Source organism: Vibrio cionasavignyae (assembly GCF_050337155.1).
GTDB classification, from domain to species: Bacteria; Pseudomonadota; Gammaproteobacteria; order Enterobacterales; family Vibrionaceae; genus Vibrio; species Vibrio nomapromontoriensis.
On the sequence record NZ_JAKJSR010000027.1, the window covers coordinates 36,026 to 54,264 of the forward strand.

At 46.2% G+C, this 18,239-nt stretch carries 16 protein-coding genes; 7 read left to right on the plus strand and 9 right to left on the minus strand.

Annotation, left to right across the window (positions count from 1 at the left end; all coding sequences use genetic code 11):
* The first annotated feature begins 10 nt into the window (after nucleotides 1–10).
* From L4D74_RS20425 to L4D74_RS20445, 5 genes are all read left to right on the plus strand, one after another.
* A complete protein-coding gene (locus tag L4D74_RS20425) occupies nucleotides 11–1,474 on the plus strand; it encodes a fructuronate reductase (RefSeq protein WP_428754371.1) in 1,464 nt (487 codons plus the stop codon).
* Nucleotides 1,475–1,485: 11 nt separating this feature from the next.
* Nucleotides 1,486–2,901: a glucuronate isomerase gene (gene uxaC, locus L4D74_RS20430; protein ID WP_428754372.1), complete on the plus strand. Its 1,416-nt coding sequence runs from the start codon at nucleotides 1,486–1,488 to the stop codon at nucleotides 2,899–2,901.
* A gap of 1 nt (nucleotide 2,902) precedes the next feature.
* Nucleotides 2,903–3,859: a sugar kinase gene (locus L4D74_RS20435; RefSeq protein ID WP_428754373.1), complete on the plus strand. Its 957-nt coding sequence runs from the start codon at nucleotides 2,903–2,905 to the stop codon at nucleotides 3,857–3,859.
* 13 nt (nucleotides 3,860–3,872) lie between these two features.
* Nucleotides 3,873–4,502, plus strand: a complete 630-nt coding sequence (locus L4D74_RS20440) for a bifunctional 4-hydroxy-2-oxoglutarate aldolase/2-dehydro-3-deoxy-phosphogluconate aldolase (RefSeq protein ID WP_428754374.1) — start codon at nucleotides 3,873–3,875, stop codon at nucleotides 4,500–4,502.
* A gap of 306 nt (nucleotides 4,503–4,808) precedes the next feature.
* Nucleotides 4,809–5,057 carry a DUF3297 family protein gene (locus L4D74_RS20445; RefSeq protein ID WP_250618544.1) on the plus strand — a complete coding sequence of 83 codons (249 nt, stop codon included), beginning with the start codon at nucleotides 4,809–4,811 and terminating at the stop codon, nucleotides 5,055–5,057.
* A gap of 66 nt (nucleotides 5,058–5,123) precedes the next feature.
* On the opposite strand, the gene L4D74_RS20450 is transcribed toward L4D74_RS20445, so the two are convergent.
* Both L4D74_RS20450 and L4D74_RS20455 read right to left on the minus strand, forming a co-directional pair.
* Nucleotides 5,124–6,173, minus strand: coding sequence for a tetratricopeptide repeat protein (locus L4D74_RS20450; RefSeq protein WP_428754375.1), 1,050 nt, complete (start codon nucleotides 6,171–6,173; stop codon nucleotides 5,124–5,126).
* 12 nt (nucleotides 6,174–6,185) lie between these two features.
* On the minus strand, nucleotides 6,186–7,532 hold the full coding sequence (locus L4D74_RS20455) for an anaerobic sulfatase maturase (protein WP_428754376.1): 1,347 nt from the start codon (nucleotides 7,530–7,532) through the stop codon (nucleotides 6,186–6,188).
* 198 nt (nucleotides 7,533–7,730) lie between these two features.
* Here L4D74_RS20455 and L4D74_RS20460 point away from each other — a divergent pair, with 198 nt between their 5' ends.
* The gene (locus L4D74_RS20460; protein WP_428754417.1) at nucleotides 7,731–8,456 is read left to right on the plus strand and encodes a formylglycine-generating enzyme family protein; all 726 of its coding nucleotides are present in this window, start codon (nucleotides 7,731–7,733) and stop codon (nucleotides 8,454–8,456) included.
* Nucleotides 8,457–8,595: 139 nt separating this feature from the next.
* On the opposite strand, the gene L4D74_RS20465 is transcribed toward L4D74_RS20460, so the two are convergent.
* The 7 genes from L4D74_RS20465 to L4D74_RS20495 all read right to left on the minus strand — a co-directional run bounded on the left by L4D74_RS20465 (nucleotide 8,596) and on the right by L4D74_RS20495 (nucleotide 16,219).
* Nucleotides 8,596–9,516, minus strand: a complete 921-nt coding sequence (locus tag L4D74_RS20465) for a LysR family transcriptional regulator (RefSeq protein ID WP_265673874.1) — start codon at nucleotides 9,514–9,516, stop codon at nucleotides 8,596–8,598.
* 98 nt (nucleotides 9,517–9,614) lie between these two features.
* On the minus strand, nucleotides 9,615–10,907 hold the full coding sequence (locus tag L4D74_RS20470; protein WP_428754377.1) for a BatD family protein: 1,293 nt from the start codon (nucleotides 10,905–10,907) through the stop codon (nucleotides 9,615–9,617).
* Nucleotides 10,904–12,649 (minus strand): vWA domain-containing protein, encoded by a 1,746-nt coding sequence (locus tag L4D74_RS20475; RefSeq protein ID WP_428754378.1) that lies wholly within the window; start codon nucleotides 12,647–12,649, stop codon nucleotides 10,904–10,906. Before L4D74_RS20475 ends, L4D74_RS20470 begins: the two co-directional genes overlap by 4 nt.
* Nucleotides 12,646–13,746, minus strand: a complete 1,101-nt coding sequence (locus L4D74_RS20480; protein WP_428754379.1) for a vWA domain-containing protein — start codon at nucleotides 13,744–13,746, stop codon at nucleotides 12,646–12,648. The genes L4D74_RS20475 and L4D74_RS20480 overlap by 4 nt, the downstream gene beginning before the upstream one ends.
* Entirely contained in the window at nucleotides 13,733–14,254 is a 522-nt protein-coding gene (locus L4D74_RS20485) for a DUF4381 domain-containing protein (RefSeq protein ID WP_428754380.1), read from the minus strand. The genes L4D74_RS20480 and L4D74_RS20485 overlap by 14 nt, the downstream gene beginning before the upstream one ends.
* Nucleotides 14,244–15,218 (minus strand): DUF58 domain-containing protein, encoded by a 975-nt coding sequence (locus tag L4D74_RS20490; RefSeq protein ID WP_428754381.1) that lies wholly within the window; start codon nucleotides 15,216–15,218, stop codon nucleotides 14,244–14,246. Before L4D74_RS20490 ends, L4D74_RS20485 begins: the two co-directional genes overlap by 11 nt.
* Nucleotides 15,219–15,232: 14 nt before the next feature.
* Nucleotides 15,233–16,219: an AAA family ATPase gene (locus tag L4D74_RS20495; protein ID WP_428754382.1), complete on the minus strand. Its 987-nt coding sequence runs from the start codon at nucleotides 16,217–16,219 to the stop codon at nucleotides 15,233–15,235.
* Between the two features lie 339 nt (nucleotides 16,220–16,558).
* Here L4D74_RS20495 and L4D74_RS20500 point away from each other — a divergent pair, with 339 nt between their 5' ends.
* Entirely contained in the window at nucleotides 16,559–18,124 is a 1,566-nt protein-coding gene (locus L4D74_RS20500) for an arylsulfatase (RefSeq protein ID WP_428754383.1), read from the plus strand.
* Nucleotides 18,125–18,239 lie beyond the last annotated feature (115 nt).

Genomic DNA, 18,239 nt, shown 5'->3' on the forward strand with positions numbered 1-18,239 from the left:
AGACTATTTCATGAAAAACATTAGCAACACTGAGCTTAACGCTATCGTCAGCACTCCAAATTACGACCGTCGTAATCTTAAATCTCGCATCGTACACCTTGGATTCGGCGCCTTCCACCGTGCCCATCAAGGTCTATTTACTGACGAAATCGCACGAAAATCAGACAGTGATTGGGGTATCTGTGAAGTCAACCTGTTTGGGGGCGAAGCGCTCATCAAAGACCTACGTAACCAAGATCACCTCTATACTGTCGCAGAGAAAGGTGCTGACGCAACAGATGTAAAAGTGATAGGTTCAGTCACCGAATCACTGCACCCAATCTTAGACGGTGTAGAGACTGTGATTGAAAAAATGGCAGAGCCACAAGTTGCCATCGTTTCAATGACCATTACTGAAAAAGGTTATTGTGCAGATCCTGCCACTGGCCTACTCGACAAAAATAACCCTTTAGTTATTGCCGACCTAGAGCACCCCACCCGACCTAAATCGGCTCTGGGCTATATTGTCCAAGCGCTGAAACTGCGTCGTCAACGAAACATCGCACCGTTTACTGTGATGTCGTGCGACAACGTACAAGAAAATGGCCATGTCGCCAAAGCAGCAATCTTAGAATTCGCTCAATTGTTGGATTCAGAGCTTGCTGCTTGGATCGAACAACATGTCACCTTTCCTTGTACCATGGTCGACCGTATCGTCCCCGCTGCAACTGAAGAAACGCTGACAGAAATTACCACACTATTAGGCGTTCAAGATCCTTGTGGCATAGCCTGTGAGCCCTTCCGTCAGTGGGTGATTGAAGACAACTTCGTCGCTGGTCGACCTAATTGGAATATCGCCGGTGCAGAATTTGTTTCTGACGTTGTACCCTATGAAGAAATGAAATTACGTATGCTAAACGGCAGCCATTCCTTCCTTGCCTACTTAGGCTACCTAGGCGGCTATGCGCATATTTCTGACACGATGACGGACCAAGGTTACCGCAAAGCCGCTCTTGATATGATGATGCTTGCTCAAGCCCCTTCACTAACAATGCCAGAGGGAACAGACCTTGAAGGCTATGCTAACCTACTCATCGAACGCTTTACTAACCCAAGCCTAAAGCACCAGACATGGCAAATTGCCATGGACGGTAGCCAAAAGATCCCACAGCGTATGGGAGGAAGCCTGCGATTTCACCTAGAGCAAGGTTCTAACTTCAAATGGCTGGCTACCGGTATTGCGGGCTGGATGCGCTACGTAGCGGGTGTCGATGAAAAAGGTAATGACATCGATCTTCGAGACCCAATGGCAGCTAAGCTGAGTGATATCTGCGACACACACGGACTGAATGCTTCCGTTGTCCCAGCTTTACTGTCTGTCGAAGCTATTTTCGCTGCGGATATCGGTAAAAACCCGCTTGTCATTGACGCCGTTACTCACGCCTACCAATCACTTATCGACAACGGTGCAAGAGCAACCGTTTCAGCGCTTTAGAAGGTATTCGGATGAAGCACTTCTTATGTGACGACTTCTTACTCAGCAACGAGACGGCTCGCCGTCTCTATCACGAGCATGCTGCGGATCAACCCATCTATGACTACCACTGCCACCTTAACCCGGCAGAAGTTGCGCAGAACCGCCAGTTTGCGAACATAAGTCAAATTTGGCTTGAAGGTGACCACTATAAATGGCGCGGCATGCGCTCCGCCGGCATCGAAGAGCACTTAATAACGGGTCAAGCCTCGGACTACGACAAATTTCAAGCGTGGGCGAAAACCGTACCGATGACACTGGGTAACCCCCTATTTCATTGGACTCACCTTGAGCTACGTCGTCCATTTGGTATTACGGGAACATTGCTCGGCCCAGAAACCGCCGATCGTATCTGGCATGAGTGTAACGACAAATTGCAATGCCCTGAGTTCTCGGCACGCGGCATCATGAAACAAATGAATGTTGTCATGGCTGGCACCACTGATGACCCCATTGATTCATTGGCGCACCATAGCGTCATCGCCAACGACCAAAGCTTTGACGTCGAAGTTTTGCCCAGCTGGCGGCCGGATAAAGCCTTCAAGATTGAGCTGGAAGGCTTTGTTGACTATTTAACATTACTGGGTGAAGCCGCGGATATCGTAATTACCAGTTTTAACTCTCTACTTAATGCGTTAGACAAACGCCTAGCTCATTTCGACACTCATGGCTGCCGAGCGGCAGACCACGGCATTGAAGTGGTCCGTTACGCTGAAATCCCCTCCGAGGAAGCGTTAAACAACCTACTCATTCGTCGCTTAAATGGTGAGGTTCCTTCCGAACATGAATGCGCGCAGTTCTCAACCGCAGTTCAAGTATGGTTAGGTCGGCGCTACGCCAAGCTAGGATGGGTAATGCAGCTGCACATTGGTGCTCAACGTAACAATAATAGCCGTATGTTTAAACGTCTTGGGGCCGATGCTGGATTCGACTCCATCAGCGATCGCACCTTCGCTTGGGAATTGGCTCATCTACTTGATGACATGGACCAAAGTAACGAGCTGCCAAAAACCATTCTCTATTGCTTGAACCCACGTGATAACGAAATGATGGCAACCATGATCGGTAACTTCCAAGGTGGTGGGATCGCTGGCAAAGTGCAATTTGGTTCAGGTTGGTGGTTTAACGACCAAAAAGATGGCATGCAGCGTCAAATGGAACAACTGTCTCAGCTAGGATTATTAAGTCAGTTCGTGGGTATGCTGACCGATTCTCGCAGCTTCCTATCTTACACTCGCCATGAGTATTTCCGCCGCATCCTTTGCAACATGGTTGGCCAATGGGCCGAAAATGGCGAAATACCCAATGACATGTCGATGCTGGGCTCACTGGTGGAGAATATCAGCTTTAACAATGCCAAGTGCTATTTTGATGGTTCGAGGGCTTAATATGAAACATATCGCCATTCTTGGAGAATGCATGATCGAACTCAACGGAAAACCGTTTGGTGAGATGCATCAAACCTTTGGTGGAGACACCCTTAATGCGGCAGTTTACCTAACTCGTAGCTGCGCTCTCAATGCTAAATTGAGGGACATTAAGGTCTCTTATGTGTCCGCATTGGGCACTGATTCCATAAGTGACGGAATGCTATCTCGTTGGCAAGAAGAAGGCATTCATACCGAACTGGTGCTGCGTGATAACCAAAGAACGCCAGGTTTATACCTTATTCAACTCGACGACGCTGGCGAACGAACCTTTTTGTACTGGCGAAATCAGTCTGCTGCCCGTTACTTGCTGCAGCACCCTAATTTTAAGGCCATAGAAACTCAGCTGATGAATGTCGATATGGTATTTGTCAGCGGAATCAGCTTGGCTATCTTATCTCTACAAGATCGACAGGCATTATTGGCCTTATTAACACGGCTGCAAACGCATGGTATTGAGATAGCTTTTGACAGTAATTATCGTCCGGCCTTATGGCCGAGCGATAATCTTGAGACCGTTAAAACGGATTATCAAGCAATGTACCAAATCACAAATTTAGCGCTTGTGACGTTTGATGATGAGCAGTTGATTTGGGGTGACGTCAGCCCTCAAGATACCCTAAGTCGATTGCATCAACTTGGCGTAAACAAGGTCGTCGTCAAGCTGGGAAAAGACGGCTGTCTCGTGGGTGACCGCACTCAAAATGAAACCTATTCAGTCACAACTACGCCCGTGAGTCGTGTCGTTGATACAACGTCAGCAGGTGATTCATTTAACGGCGGTTTTTTATCTTGCTACCTCGCAGGTGGCAGCCTAAAACAATCGTGTCAGCGAGGCAATGCGCTCGCTGGTGTCGTTATTCAGCATCGAGGCGCAATTATTCCAACCGACGCCACCGATACCGTGACAAAAATTTAACTAAGGATACTCAATGTCGACCATAAAAGAACAACTCCAAGCGCTTAAAGTGATTCCCGTTATCGCAATTGATAACGCTGAAGATATTATTCCCTTAGGTAAAGTATTGGCGGATAATGGCTTGCCTGCGGCGGAAATCACGTTCCGCTCCGATGCCGCAGTAGAAGCGATACGGTTACTTCGAGAAACGCAACCAAACATGTTAATTGGTGCCGGCACGGTGTTAAATCGTGAGCAAGCTATTGCAGCCAAAGAAGCGGGCGCAACATTCGTTGTGTCTCCTGGCTTTAATCCAAACACAGTCAAAGCCTGCCAGGAAATCGGCATCGAAATTATACCAGGCGTCAACAACCCCAGTACCATTGAAGCGGCGCTAGAGATGGGGATAACCACCTTAAAATACTTCCCAGCAGAAGCATCTGGTGGCATCAATATGCTTAAATCTTTATTGGCCCCCTATGGTGAAATAGACATTATGCCGACTGGCGGTATTAACACCAAAAATATCACTGATTACTTAGCGCTTCCACGAGTGTTAGCCTGTGGCGGTACATGGATGGTAGACAAAACCCTAATTGAACAAGGGCAATGGGATGAGCTGGCACGATTGACACGAGAAGCGGTAGAGTTGGTTAATTCATAATCACCCCACCTCTCACCTTCCCCGTATTCGCACCGCTGGAATACCGCCAATACGGGGCTTCGCTCACCATCATCAGTGGAACAGACTATCTTCCAACTCTATTGGAATCGCATTACACCCGACCTTTGTTCCGAAGGTGAGTAAATAACACGCTATTTTTGCTTAGTCTTGAAACAAAGCCTAAACCGCTTTTCCCCTATCGCCTCAAAGAGACGACGTTTACGCCATTTCTTTCCATCTCGATGGTGATATTTATCGAATTTTTGTCTACAATGACGCACTTTTTATTTATGTCAGGTCATGAACATGAACGACTCTAAGTCACAACCAGCTTTACCCGATCGCCTTGCAGGCAACCCTCGTAGCCCGCACCACGTAGCAGAAATTTTTGAGTATAGTATTGGTATCCGCCTCAATGGCAAAGAGCGTTTCGACGTAGAAGAATACTGCATCAGTGAAGGTTGGGTTAAAATTCCTTCACCTAAAGCGCTTGATCGTTGGGGCCAACCAATGCTTATCACGCTAAAAGGCACGGTTGAAGCGTTTTACAAATAAAACGAATTCACCAAACGAAAAAACCTCCGAAAGGAGGTTTTTTTATTATGCGGTATTACTTATCCATTAAGAATCCAAGTCTTTCTGTTGCTTTGCTCTTAAGTCTTCCAGCACATAAGGTGGGGCTATTTTACCAAGCTCATCTAAACATGAATTTGCATGCTCGTTTCCATAGCGCACATAAATGTCACAAACAGCGTATAATTGCTCCGGGGCACCAGAAATTAAATACGCTTTTTCAAACGACTTTGTTGATTTATCAATGTCATACTCTTCTTGCAGCACACCATTTAAATACCAGTAGTAGCTATTATCTTTTGCTAACGTTGCAGCCGTTTCAATCTCATTGGCCGCGTTCTTCTTTTCATCCATACGAACCAAAGTTAACGATTTAGCATAGTGGAGAGACGCCACATCTTCATTAATGCTTATTGCGGTATCGAGCGTTTCAATCGCCAATTTATCTTGATTTTGCGCGCGATAATTATCAGCAATGTTTAACCACACTTGCGGGTTATCATCGTTTTCGATGAGCAACGTCTGATAGTGTTTGTCGGCCAGTGCCCACTCTTGGCTCCAGCGTAACACATCGGCTAGCAGCAACTGGGAATCAAAATCGTCTTTGTTGGCTAAATAGTCCTTAAGTTCTGCAATAGGTATTTGCAATTGTTGCTGCTGCTCTGGCGTAACATTGGCGTAATCGCGCACTAAGCTGGCGGTAGCCGTCACTCGCACCACCTCATTTTTGTCTGTCAGTAATGGGGCAACAATACGCCAGCGATGTTCTAGCTGATAAGGCTCAGCACCAATTATGGCCGCTTCTCGCACCACGTAAGAGGGATCTTTGAGTCCTCGCGCCACGGCCACCAGCGCATTTTGACTAGGGTAATTCGCTAACTCTCTGAGTGCCTTGGCACGTACTTGTTCCGGTTCGTTGATATTCTGAGCGGTATAAGAGAGTTGGCTCAGTTGCTGCTCAAGTGTGTTTGTTACGGTTTGTTCATCGGGCGTGGTAACCGGTCGTTCATTATGGTTTGTCCCAGATGGCGCAATGTTGGCGGCGATAACGGATGCGGATGCAAGCGTCAGAAAAGCACAGGCTAACGATTTTTTCATTTGAGTTGGTTCCTAAAATTTGCTGCTAAATGACGCTGTCACGGTGGTCTTTTTCGCGCACATCTCGACTTGGTGTTGGCGCAGTGCTTCATCACTAAACTTGCCGTGGGCAACAGGGTGACCCGTCGCTCTTAAGATATAAGCTAATGCCTTATCGGCATGCGCAAAAAATTTATGCCAACCGGCGCATAAATAGTTAAGCCCCGGCTCGCCTGCTTTAGTTCTAATAAAGCGGTTCTTAGGACATTCGCCATGACAGGCAAATTTATAATCACAACTCTGACACTGGCTAGTTAATGTGCGTGACTTAGCAAAGCCAAAATTTTGCTGAGCTGGGCTGTACGCCATCTCATCCAATTTTTGATGGTGAATATTGCCGATTTTGTATTCTGGGTAGACATAGTGATCACAACTATACACATCACCATTGGGTTCCATTGCCAACCCTTTGCCACACAATTCATTGAGCGTACAGAGTGGATTAGGACGCCCTGTCCACGTTTCAACGCTCGCTTCAAAATACTGGACGAACACTTTACCGATGTCTTTTTGAATCCATTCATCAAATACCGCGATAAGAAAGTTGCCCCATGCTTGATCAGATACGCACCACGGTTCTACGACGGAATCTTTATGCCCCGGGATCAAACGTTTATCGCCTTGCTTTAGCTGGTCCGACGCCGCCCATGTTTGTGGCGCAGTAGTTCGGAATGTTTTCTGCTCAACAATAGGGATAAATTGCATTTGAGGGGACTTAACAACATCGCGCAAGAATCGATAGACCTCTAGAGGATTTTGACTCGTCAGATTATTCACGCAAGTTAATGTGGCAAACTTGACGTTATGTTTATGCAGTAACTCAACCGCATTCATTACTTGGCGAAACGTACCTCGACCCGCTTTGTTGGTACGGTAAGTATTATGAAGGAGTTCGGGGCCATCAATACTCAACCCGACTAAAAACTGGTGCTCAGACAAAAACTCACACCACTCATCATTAAGGAGCGTACCATTCGTTTGTAAGTCATTTGAGATCACAATGCCAGCAGGGCGATACTTCGCCTGTAGCGCTACGATTTTTTGAAAATACTCCAACCCGAGCATGGTCGGCTCCCCACCCTGCCAAGAAAAAATAATCTCAGGTGTATTTTGTCCTTCAATGTACTGACGAATGTAAGTTTCTAATGTCTCGTCATCCATTCTAGGAGAGCATCCTTTTTTGTATTCCAGCAAGTCCTGTTTGCTTAAGTAATAACAGTAAGTACAGTCGATATTGCATGCTGCACCAATCGGCTTGGCCATGGCATGTAACCTTTTCGACGCTTTACCGTTAAATTGAGGGCCTTGAGTGATATGCATACTGAGAACACCTGAAATGAGTTGGACTGTCCCATCATAATTCTCATTCACTGTCTTTGCTCGTTATACCCTTTATAACCAATTGGAATGACCAAAATCGGTAATCTAGCCTTCCACACAAGACCAGAGATCCTTGTCATGCCATCATTAAAAAGTAAAACTTATATTGGGTGTTGTACCCTCTCATTAGCCCTTGTCATGACAGGATGCACGACACAACCTAACCACCCTATTGCCAAACTCATCAATGATGACCTTGTCTTGGTTGAAGGCGGGAGTTTCGTGATGGGTTCAGATGGAGATACCGCTTCAAAAGCTGAGCAACCCTCTCGAGAAGTGACCGTTGACAGTTTCTATATTTCTAAATTTGAAGTCACTCAATCTCTATTTGAGTCCGTGATGGGTTCATCCATGAGCTACTTCTCCGGCGCGGACATTCCAGTCAACAATTTAAGTTGGCAACAAGCGAATTACTTCATTGAACGCCTCAATGAGTTAACTGGTGAATCCTATCGATTACCTACTGAAGCCGAATGGGAGTTTGCAGCCAGAGGGGGCAACAACAGTAAGGGCTATACTTATAGCGGCTCAAACAACATCGACGATGTCGCATGGTATGCGAGTAATTCAAACAACCAAGCGCATCCAGTAGGCTTAAAAGCGCCAAATGAACTGGGTTTATTTGATATGACAGGCAATGTCGGTGAGTTCGTTATTGATGCGTTCGATGACACTTACTATCGTTATGGCCCTACAGACAACCCTAACAATGCTCATGATAGCAGCATCAAACTCGCCCATAAGTCGTTACGTGGTGGCAGCTTCTCATACGCAGAACATGACTCTGAAAACTATCGCCGTGATTTTGCCAGCCAATCCATTATCATGTCAGATATTGGGCTAAGACTTGCTAAAGACAAGTAATCATGCCGTTCAATAAACATAAAGCCACTGACAGTACGCTGCTCATATGATCGTAAGACAATACCGAAGGTAAGATACCGCAAAAATAGGACAAAGGATCGTCCTTTCACTCTCCGGCTATGAGCTCACTCTCCAGCCATTAACTCATCGCTCTTTGTTGAACCCAATGCTTTGCCGCTTGCTTAAACTTATTCCGCAACCAGCGATGACCACTTTCATTGGTTCGGCTTGGATGCCAAATCATAGATAAGCCAAGGTACGGTAAATCAAAAGGCAAAGGGATGGCTTTTACCTTATATTTATCTGCAAAGTCAGCAATGGTCGTCCCCGGTAAAATCCCGATGTAATCCGTCCCCGAGATCACAGGCAACATCTCTACCGCGCCAGCCGCCCGATACACCACCCTTCTTTGCTGAAGATCACTAAAATCTTCGACCTCTAGTAGGCTTCGTCTTGTGTGCCAACGCGATACCACAACATGTTCTTCCTGTAAAAAATCCACCATTTCTATCGAGTCATTGATTCTGGGATGAGTCTGGCTACACACTACGAACAAGTCTTCGTCATACAACACTTCATGCTTTAAAGATGTTCGCCCTTTAGGGGTCATATCGATAATTAAATCATAGCGTTGTAAACGAAGATCGGATTCATAATCTTCGGTAAACAAAGGGTGTACTTCTAGAAAAATATCCGGTGCTGATGCGGAAATGAGTTTGACCACAATAGGAATAAGATTGAAATTTGTCGGCGATACGCACGCGATTGAAAATATCCGCTTCGATTTCTTTGGATTAAAGTCGCGAGAAGCCGAAAGTGTGGACGTGTAGTTTTTTAATGCCGCTGATAACGCGGGATAAATATCGCTAGAAAATGGGGTCGGCTCCACACCCGATGCATTTCGGTGAAACAGTGGATCATCATAAATATCACGCAACTTGGCCAACGCCTTACTCACCGCAGGCTGGCTGATATCCATACGGTTGGCCGCTTTTGATAGATTTTTTTCTTCATAAATCGCCACGAAAATAGGGATAAGATTCAATTCTGTGTTTTTCATAAGTATCCATCGCAACCCCACTGAAATTTGAGGTTGCTGTTAACGTCGACATTGTCTGCAATTCAACATCACAGACACTATTGAAACAGTTGGCAAATTTACTCTTTTGGCAAATTCAATGCAGGAGGAAGGATCCGATTTTTTAGTACCGTAAACCGCGTACTGCACTTTGTACACGGTTTCAGCGCATCCTCACTGTGCTTTTGACTGACTTTACGCCACACCTGCATCAACAAACTGGTGCTTTCCTTACCCGTTTGCCACTGCCTTGCTTGCTCTTGCCAATGCTCATTATTTGAAACCGTAGATAAAGCAACTTTCCCTTGAGACATTTTCAGCTTTCGATAGGTCAGTAAACGTAATCGCGAAAAGTTTTTGTTTTTCAATGCGAATAGTAAATTAAAACCCTCTGAGAAACCTTGCTGTTGAACACGTCTGTAAAGCAAAACGCTACCAGCAATAAGCATGAACAGTAAAACCGCCATGCCAGCAAGCCAGCGCTGATATTGAGCAACAAATGACGATAATGTATGACGAACCGCAATCGTTTTACCTTCTAAGGTCACCGTTTCCAATATTTTGGTACTGTTGTTCCACCAAACCACATCTATGTCAGGAAGGATAACGTTGCCTCCTCTTTGCAAGACATAAGTATGCTGCTCAGTTCGCTGCGCTTTATACGCCCCCCGTTCATGACTGTCACTTAGGCGAGCCGGTTGACGATAAACTTGATAGGCATGCGTCGCATCTTTGGGTATTAGGCTAGGAATAAGAATCGACAGAGTATCATCTGCATTAAGTGTTACCGTGCGCGTTATTGACTCTCCCGCCTTGAGTTCATCACTCGACATCTCCCATTGCTGCGTTAGCGCCATATCACTCGCAGAAAGCCAAGACTGCTGCTCTGACAATTTTCCAGTTGGCATTCTAACCTCAAATGTCATTGGCTGCGTATATAGCGTCCGAGAGGCCGAGCGTACATTTGGCGTCGATACTTGCGTTTGGATGGCGATAGGAGGAATAACAAATGTCCCAGAGGTTTGTGGATATAACGTCACCTCCCACCGCTGCTTTGACCACGTAATGCCATTCTTACGCTCTGTTGAATTAATGGCCATTGGGTTACGTTGCTTGGCAATAAGATTAGGCACATCTATACGACTGATACGTGTGCCCCCGGTAAACCAACGGGGGGTAGCGACTTCAATCGACAAAATTATTTGCTCATTGACTGTAAATTCTTGAGGCTTGTCGGCATTTTCCTGTCCTAACCAGGCCGACATTTTAACGGTTCGAATCTTCGAGCTGTCCTTCTCATTGGCAAAGGCTGAATGAGACAACATCGCTACTATCGCAAGCAACACTAAAACGAATTTATATTTAAGGTTCACTTGCTGCCTCCCAACGCCATTTGATCGCGATATTGAAGTTGAAATTTGGCACGTAAAAATTGTTTTGGATCTGCCTCTACCCGTTTTAACCACTTATCCGCCAGCGCCTCGCTACCCAGGATTTCATTGGCATTTAATGTCTCTTTTTTCATCAATATACCCGAGGCCATTTCTTCCGCACCATCTGCCGTTTGTGGGTTATCCCCTAATTCAATAGACTCTTCCATGCTTTCTGTTGTGTTGGTTTGACTCTCGCTCACTCGATTGATTTCGTCGATAATACTTTCCATGACGGTCAAATTCTGTGTGGCATTGCTTCGTAAATTGTCATCAATAGTTTTGGACTCTACGACCGTACGGAGCATGTTTCTGGCCGCTAGATACTCTCGCTGACGAGCAAGGGCAATGGCGGCATAATAATCGCCTCGTTCACTGTCCATTTTAACAAACTCCGTGTGCGCCAATCGATATTCCATCGCGTAATAGTAAGCGACACCTTTATATTGGGGTTTGGTATAATGCTGAGCGGCTTCTAGATAGCGCTGCTGGTCGAATAAACGCTGGCCTTGTTGATCTTGAGTAAACCAAAGATCCATCCACCATTGATACCCTTTATCCATTAGCGTTCGCGTTCGCGTTTGCATTACTTCGTTGCCGTTTGTCTCAAGGCTAGATGTCTCAATGCTAGATGTCTCAATGCTAGATTCAGCGCTCTCCTGCAGTAATGAATCTTGGTTGGCAAACGCCGTCGTAGGCGTGAGCGTGGGCACAACCAACACGATAAGTAGACACCATTGAACTAACCAACCTTTTCTAAACCAAAGCAGCATCAGTAACGCAATGGGAACCAATAAGCCATACCCCATGTCTTTCCATGGCATGGTCGACTCTCCATTGATTTCCATATGCGTATCAATATCACGAGACAACGCCTGAATATCACTGCTATCAATACTAGTCTGAAAAAGGCGGCCATTGGCGGCATTAGCCAATTGCTTCAATGCCACTATATCTAACGGACTATTAGTGACAATGTCACGGTTCCCCATCGCAAGCACCAATAGTTGGGTAGAAGATGACGCAAATTCAGATTCAAAAGCCTTGACCGTTGCTGGGGTCGCACCATCGGTAATGAGTAGCACCGTGCTACCAGGCTGACCGTCGAGTTGCTGTTTGATGATCGGTAAGCTGTTCTCCGCCGCTTTCCCCGCCACTGGCATTATTTGTGGGTCTATTGCCGCAAGAAAGGGCGCAAAAACGCGATTGTCCTGCGTGGTAGGCATCGCAAGATGCGCCGAGCCCGAATACACCACTAGCCCCGTTCGACCACCATGTCGCATCTCTAGCAAATCGTGTATTTTATGCTTCGCTCGCTCTAAGCGATTTGGCGCAACATCGGTTTGCAGCATACTTTCGCTGACATCAAGCACAATCACTAAAGACGCTTTGTCTTCACCAAAAGGCGAGGCTTGGCGCTGCCACGTAGGTCCAGAAGCCACGATAATAAGTAGGCTGGTACCGAGTATCAGCATTTTTAACGGTAACTGGTTATTCCACCCTTGTGACTCGATCGTCAGTGCTTGCCGAAGATGGGACGGTAAAAATCGGCTATCTTCAGAATTCGCTTCTTGTTTCCATCGCACATAGAACACCACTGCCATTGGGATAAATGCCAATAGCCATAATGGTCGTATAAAATGAAACTGGGTAATAACCTGTTCTAGCCATTGAGTGTCTATCATAATTCGCCCCCCGCTTGCTTTTCTTCAGTACGTCTAGACTGAGACGGGAAAAAACGTCGAATCACGCTTGCCGTGGTAAATGCCACCAACACCAAACCGATCACAATCGACACAAGATAATGATGAAGACTTTGTTTTGATCTAAAACTAGTGCTCTCGTATAGCCTTGGCTCAAGCTCAGAAATTACTTGGTATGCCGCCGTTAGCGAATCACGATCGAGCGCCTCAAAAGACTCGCCTCCGGTTTCACTTGCGACACGGCGAATCGTATCCATGTCCAAAGCTTGTTCACCAACGGTTCTGGGATCGCCCATTGCAATCATATGGATACGCACGCCCTTTACAGCGGCCACTTTGGCGGCATCAATTGGTTCAACAAAGCTTCCCGTATCATTGCCATCGGTCAAAACAATCGCCACTTTTTCTCGCTCAGAATCGTTGGCGTTGTGTTCTTGCTGATTTTCAAACACTTTAATCGCTAGACCAATGGCATCGCCTAACCGCGTGCTTGGTCCTGCCATTGCCACACTAGTTTGTCCTAAAAGCTCTCGCCACGCTTTATGATCAGCGGTAAAAGGGGCTTGTACAAAAGCCGCGTCACCAAACAAGATCATCCCTAAACGGTCACCTTCTCGTCCATCTGCAAACTCGTTCAAAACGTCTTTAGCCGCATCTAAGCGCGTCACTTTCTTGCCTTGGCGTGAAATAAAGTCTTCTTCTGCCATGGAACCAGATAAATCCAGTACCACCATAACATCACGCCCGAAACTTTCTCTAAATTGCGGCGGCCCTAGCAACGTTGGTTTTGTCAACGCGATGACCACTAGCACCCACGCAACCAAAAGTACAGCACGCTGCCACCAACGCGCCTTGAGTTGGTGGGCGCCTTGGCGTGGCGGTTCCCCTAATGCATTGACGAGCAATTGGAAAAACGGTACTTTCGTCGCTTTTTTCTTGGTTCTATATGCGGGAATCAGATGATAAATGACTAAGGGTAACGGTAGCAATAACAGCCATAATGGATGGACTAGCTCTAAACTGCTCCATTGGAATTGACGGGCATCAAGGCCAGTAATGCCTAAACTAGCAAGTAACATGCGCGTCTCCAGAATCATGATGAAGAATCCACTGCTTTAACTCACTCACTAAGGCTTGCTTTTGTTCAGGGGTTAACGTTGATTTTGGATTAACGATACTCTCCATCCATTGCATGCCTAAATGCTCATCAACATGACAACGATCGTTAGGCGCCCAAACAGGGCTACCTGGATTCATACGGTCCAACGTAGTAAGAAAATCCACGCCATACAGCGCTGCAGCCTCTTTCTCTCTGTAGCGTAATACCGCTTTTATCACCAAAAATAATTGATACTCTGCTTTAGGTTCAAGCACGTTAACTTGTTGTATCGCTTGCAATGCTTCGCCACGATAACGATTTTTCCACCAATGCTTCACTAATTTGGCAATAACCACCAGCAATATAGCGACAAGCACCACTGCAACAATCTTCCAGCCTAATGTTTGAGGAAACCAGCTAATGGATTCAGGTATATCGACATCCACCATCTCTCGAAGGATGTAGGTACTTGGCGGTTTATGCTCCATCTTTGCAGCCTCCCACCGTTTTCTTAAATTGGGCGATGTGCTGCCCAGATGTATCCAGCTCGACTAACGGAATATGATAACGATGCATCAGTTTGGAAAGTTGCTCTCGCTTGGACTTAATGTGGTCTTGTAACTGACGATTGACGACCTGTAACATCGCATCATTTTGGATATTAACTTGTTGCGAGCCATTACCCATCACCCAACCTTGCGTTGATGCATGAGTCGGTAACTGCTGTTCAAACTGATCAGAGACCATGATGGCTAGTACGTCATTGTGCTGCTGTAGACGTTGTAAGTGAGAGATATTTTGAGTACTCGCATCACTCCAATCGCTGATCAATATTAACGTTGTCGACTGAAGCTTTAAGCGCAGTAATAACTGAACAATATCATCAAATTGAGTCCCTTCTGCATCGATACTCGCAGCATCAAGCGTTTGATTAGCGTGAGCAATGCGTTTTAACTGAGCCAACAGATCATTTTGGGATCGTTTCGACTTGCTCCACGTCAAACGTTGGCTATCAGCGAGCAGAAAACCAACTCTATCGCTGTCTTTTAATACCCGCCAAGCACACAATGCGGCGATTTCCGCCGCGACGACCGATTTCATCACTTGCACAGAGGAGAAAAACATCGCACTACGTTGATCAACAACAATCACAACATCTCGATCTTTCTCTTCGGTATAGGTGCGAACATGCGGCTTTCCTGTTCGCATCGTCACCTTCCAATCTAAGTTTCGAATGTCATCGCCGAGTTGGTAATGGCGCAGTTCTTCAAAATTGAGTCCGCGACCTCTAAACAGAGATTGATGTCGCCCTGACAAAGCACTTCCCGCTTTTAAGTTGGGAAGTAAATGAAAAGATTGAGATTGAGACTGTAAGCGAACCAATTGCGCATAATCGCAATAAATTCTCGCGTCGCGACTTACCGAACTTGGAGGACTGGTTGGGCTTATCATATCAATGACATCCTCTATCCGATTTCAACGCTATCAAGTAACGTGTCCACCACGGTTTGGTGGCTCACACCATCAGCCAAAGCGTCATAAGACAAACTAAAGCGGTGGCCAAGAACCATGGACGCCATTGCTCGTACATCATCTGGCAAGACATAATCTCGCCCTTCCAACCACGCATTTGCGCGGGCGCATTTATCCAAAGCGATGGAGGCACGCGGACTTGCCCCTACCGCTATCCATTCACTCAGCTTGCTGTCCGGGTAACGCTGAGGCTTACGCGTTGCCATCACAAGCGCCACAATGTACTTTTCAACTAAGTCTGACACGGCGATCTTCGGCAATTCGCCGCGTGCTTGAAGAATTAATTGAGGGTCAATCGGAGGTAAAGGTGACGCATGACCGGCTTGGCGATCAACCTTCTTCTCCTCACTTCGAACTAAACGAATAATGGCAAGTTCGGCATCATCTTCTGGATAATCCACGTTCACTTTCATGATGAAGCGGTCCATTTGCGCTTCAGGCAAAGGATATGTTCCCTCTTGTTCGACTGGGTTTTGGGTCGCGAGAACCATAAATAATTCTGGCAATGCGTGAGTTTGGTCACCAACCGTTACCGTTGATTCAGCCATTGCTTCTAGTAACGCTGCTTGCACTTTAGCGGGTGCTCTATTGATTTCATCCGCCAATACAATGTCATTGAATATCGGACCTTGCTGAAACGTAAGCTGTGGTTTGCCTTCTAACTCTTGATATACCTCCGTACCCGTGACATCGGATGGAAGTAAATCTGGGGTGAACTGAATTCGTCCAAATCGACTATTAAGCGCACTCGCCAGTGCTTTAACTGAACGCGTTTTCGCAGTCCCCGGTAAACCTTCTAATAAAATGTGTCCGTTGGTGAGTAATCCAAGCACCAGTGCTTTTACAACATGCTGTTGTCCCACCACATCTTGCTCAATACGGGTAATGAGTTCGCTAATTTTTTGCTGTGCTTGGTTCATGTGTCATCTCATCAAGTTAGGTACTTTGCGTGTATTGAACGTTCAGAAAAAACGGCTCACGCAAGAAATCAAACGGTTATCAGTTATTACGACGATCAGCCAGTGATTAAAACCACCAAGGTAACGTGCCAACACTCAGAGATGGCATCTTAGTGACATCGTCATAAGAGATAATTAGATAGTAGTCTAGGTTCGATAGTACTCAAGCAGCTCATAACCTTTGGTTATAGTCAGTATAAAGCGACGCATACGCGTAATAGGATTAGTTTAGTTGTCAGTAGGACGTTTCACAGAAATAACGTCCCAACGTCCAATCACAAAATAACAATTGGAGTCCCTATGACGACCCGTTTAAACAAAGCTGCTGTTGGAGTCAGCTTACTGGCTGCTTCTGGTGCCGCAGTCGCTGCTGAACAACCGAATATTCTTGCCATTTGGGGTGATGATATTGGTATCTACAACATCAGTGCCTACAACAATGGCATGATGGGATATCAAACGCCAAACATCGATCGCATTGCCAACGAAGGTGCATTGTTCACCGACCATTATGGACAGCAATCCTGTACTGCTGGTCGAGCTGCATTTCTAACGGGTCAAGAACCATTTCGTACCGGTCTGTTAACTATCGGTATGCCGGGATCAGATCACGGCATACCAGACTGGGCGCCGACCATTGCGGATTTACTCAAAGAGCAAGGTTATATGACCGCGCAATTTGGTAAAAATCACATGGGTGACCAAGATAAACACTTACCTACGAACCACGGTTTTGATGAGTTCTTTGGCAACCTTTACCACCTCAATGCCGAAGAAGAACCAGAAACGTATTACTACCCTAAAGATCCTGAATTTCGTAAAAACTACGGCCCTCGTGGCGTCATTAAATCGACCGCTGACGGAAAGATTGAAGATACTGGCCCTATGACTCGTAAGCGCATGGAAAACGCGGATGAGGAGTTTTTAGAAGAGTCATTAGCGTTTATGGAAAAAGCGGTCAAAGCGGACAAGCCATTCTTTATTTGGCACAACACGACTCGCATGCACGTTTGGACTCGTTTACAAGAAAAATACCAAGGTAAATCTGGTATCAGCATCTATGCAGACGGTATGTTGGAGCACGATGATCACGTAGGCGTACTGCTTGATAAGCTGGACGATCTGGGCATCGCCGACAACACCATTGTTATCTACTCAACCGATAACGGCGCGGAAACCGTATCTTGGCCAGATGGTGGTGCAACCCCTTTCCATGGCGAAAAAGGCACAACCTTTGAAGGTGGCATGCGTGTCCCTCAACTCGTCCGTTGGCCTGGTGTGATTGAGCCTGGGTCAAAAATTAATGACATCATGGCACACCAAGACTGGATCCCAACACTGCTCGCCGCTGCCGGCGACGATAAAGTGGTTGAAAAACTCGCGTCAGACAAAGGCGCAAGCTACAACAATAAGAACTGGCGCGTGCACCTCGATGGTTATAACTTCCTGCCTTATTTTGAAGGCAAAGAAGACAAAGGCCCTCGTGACTCTCTATTGTACTTCTCTGCTAATGCTGAATTAAACGCGGTTCGCTGGAATGACTTTAAGATCTCGTTCGCATTACTAGAAGGTAACATCACTGATGCGGTTCGCTTCCAAACAAACTGGCCTCAGGTTGTTCACTTACGTGCCGACCCATTTGAAAAAGCGCCACACGAGTCAGGTATGTACCTTCGTTGGATGGCAGACAACATGTGGTTGTTTGTACCAGTAGGCGGCAAAGTTCAGGAGTTCATTGCGACACTACCTGATTACCCAATGCAAAACAGCCAAGTGCTCAACCCAGGTAACTTCAACCAGAACACTTACATGCTTCAAGGAAAATTAAAGCAGCTTGAACAAGTTAGCCAGCAAGTCCTGAAGTAGTCGAAGCTACTCATTACCTTAAGTCCAAGCCGCTAATAAAATTAGCGGCTTTTTAACGAAAAATAAAATGAAGGTAATGGCACAAAACACCCGTTATAAACTGCTTGCATGGTAG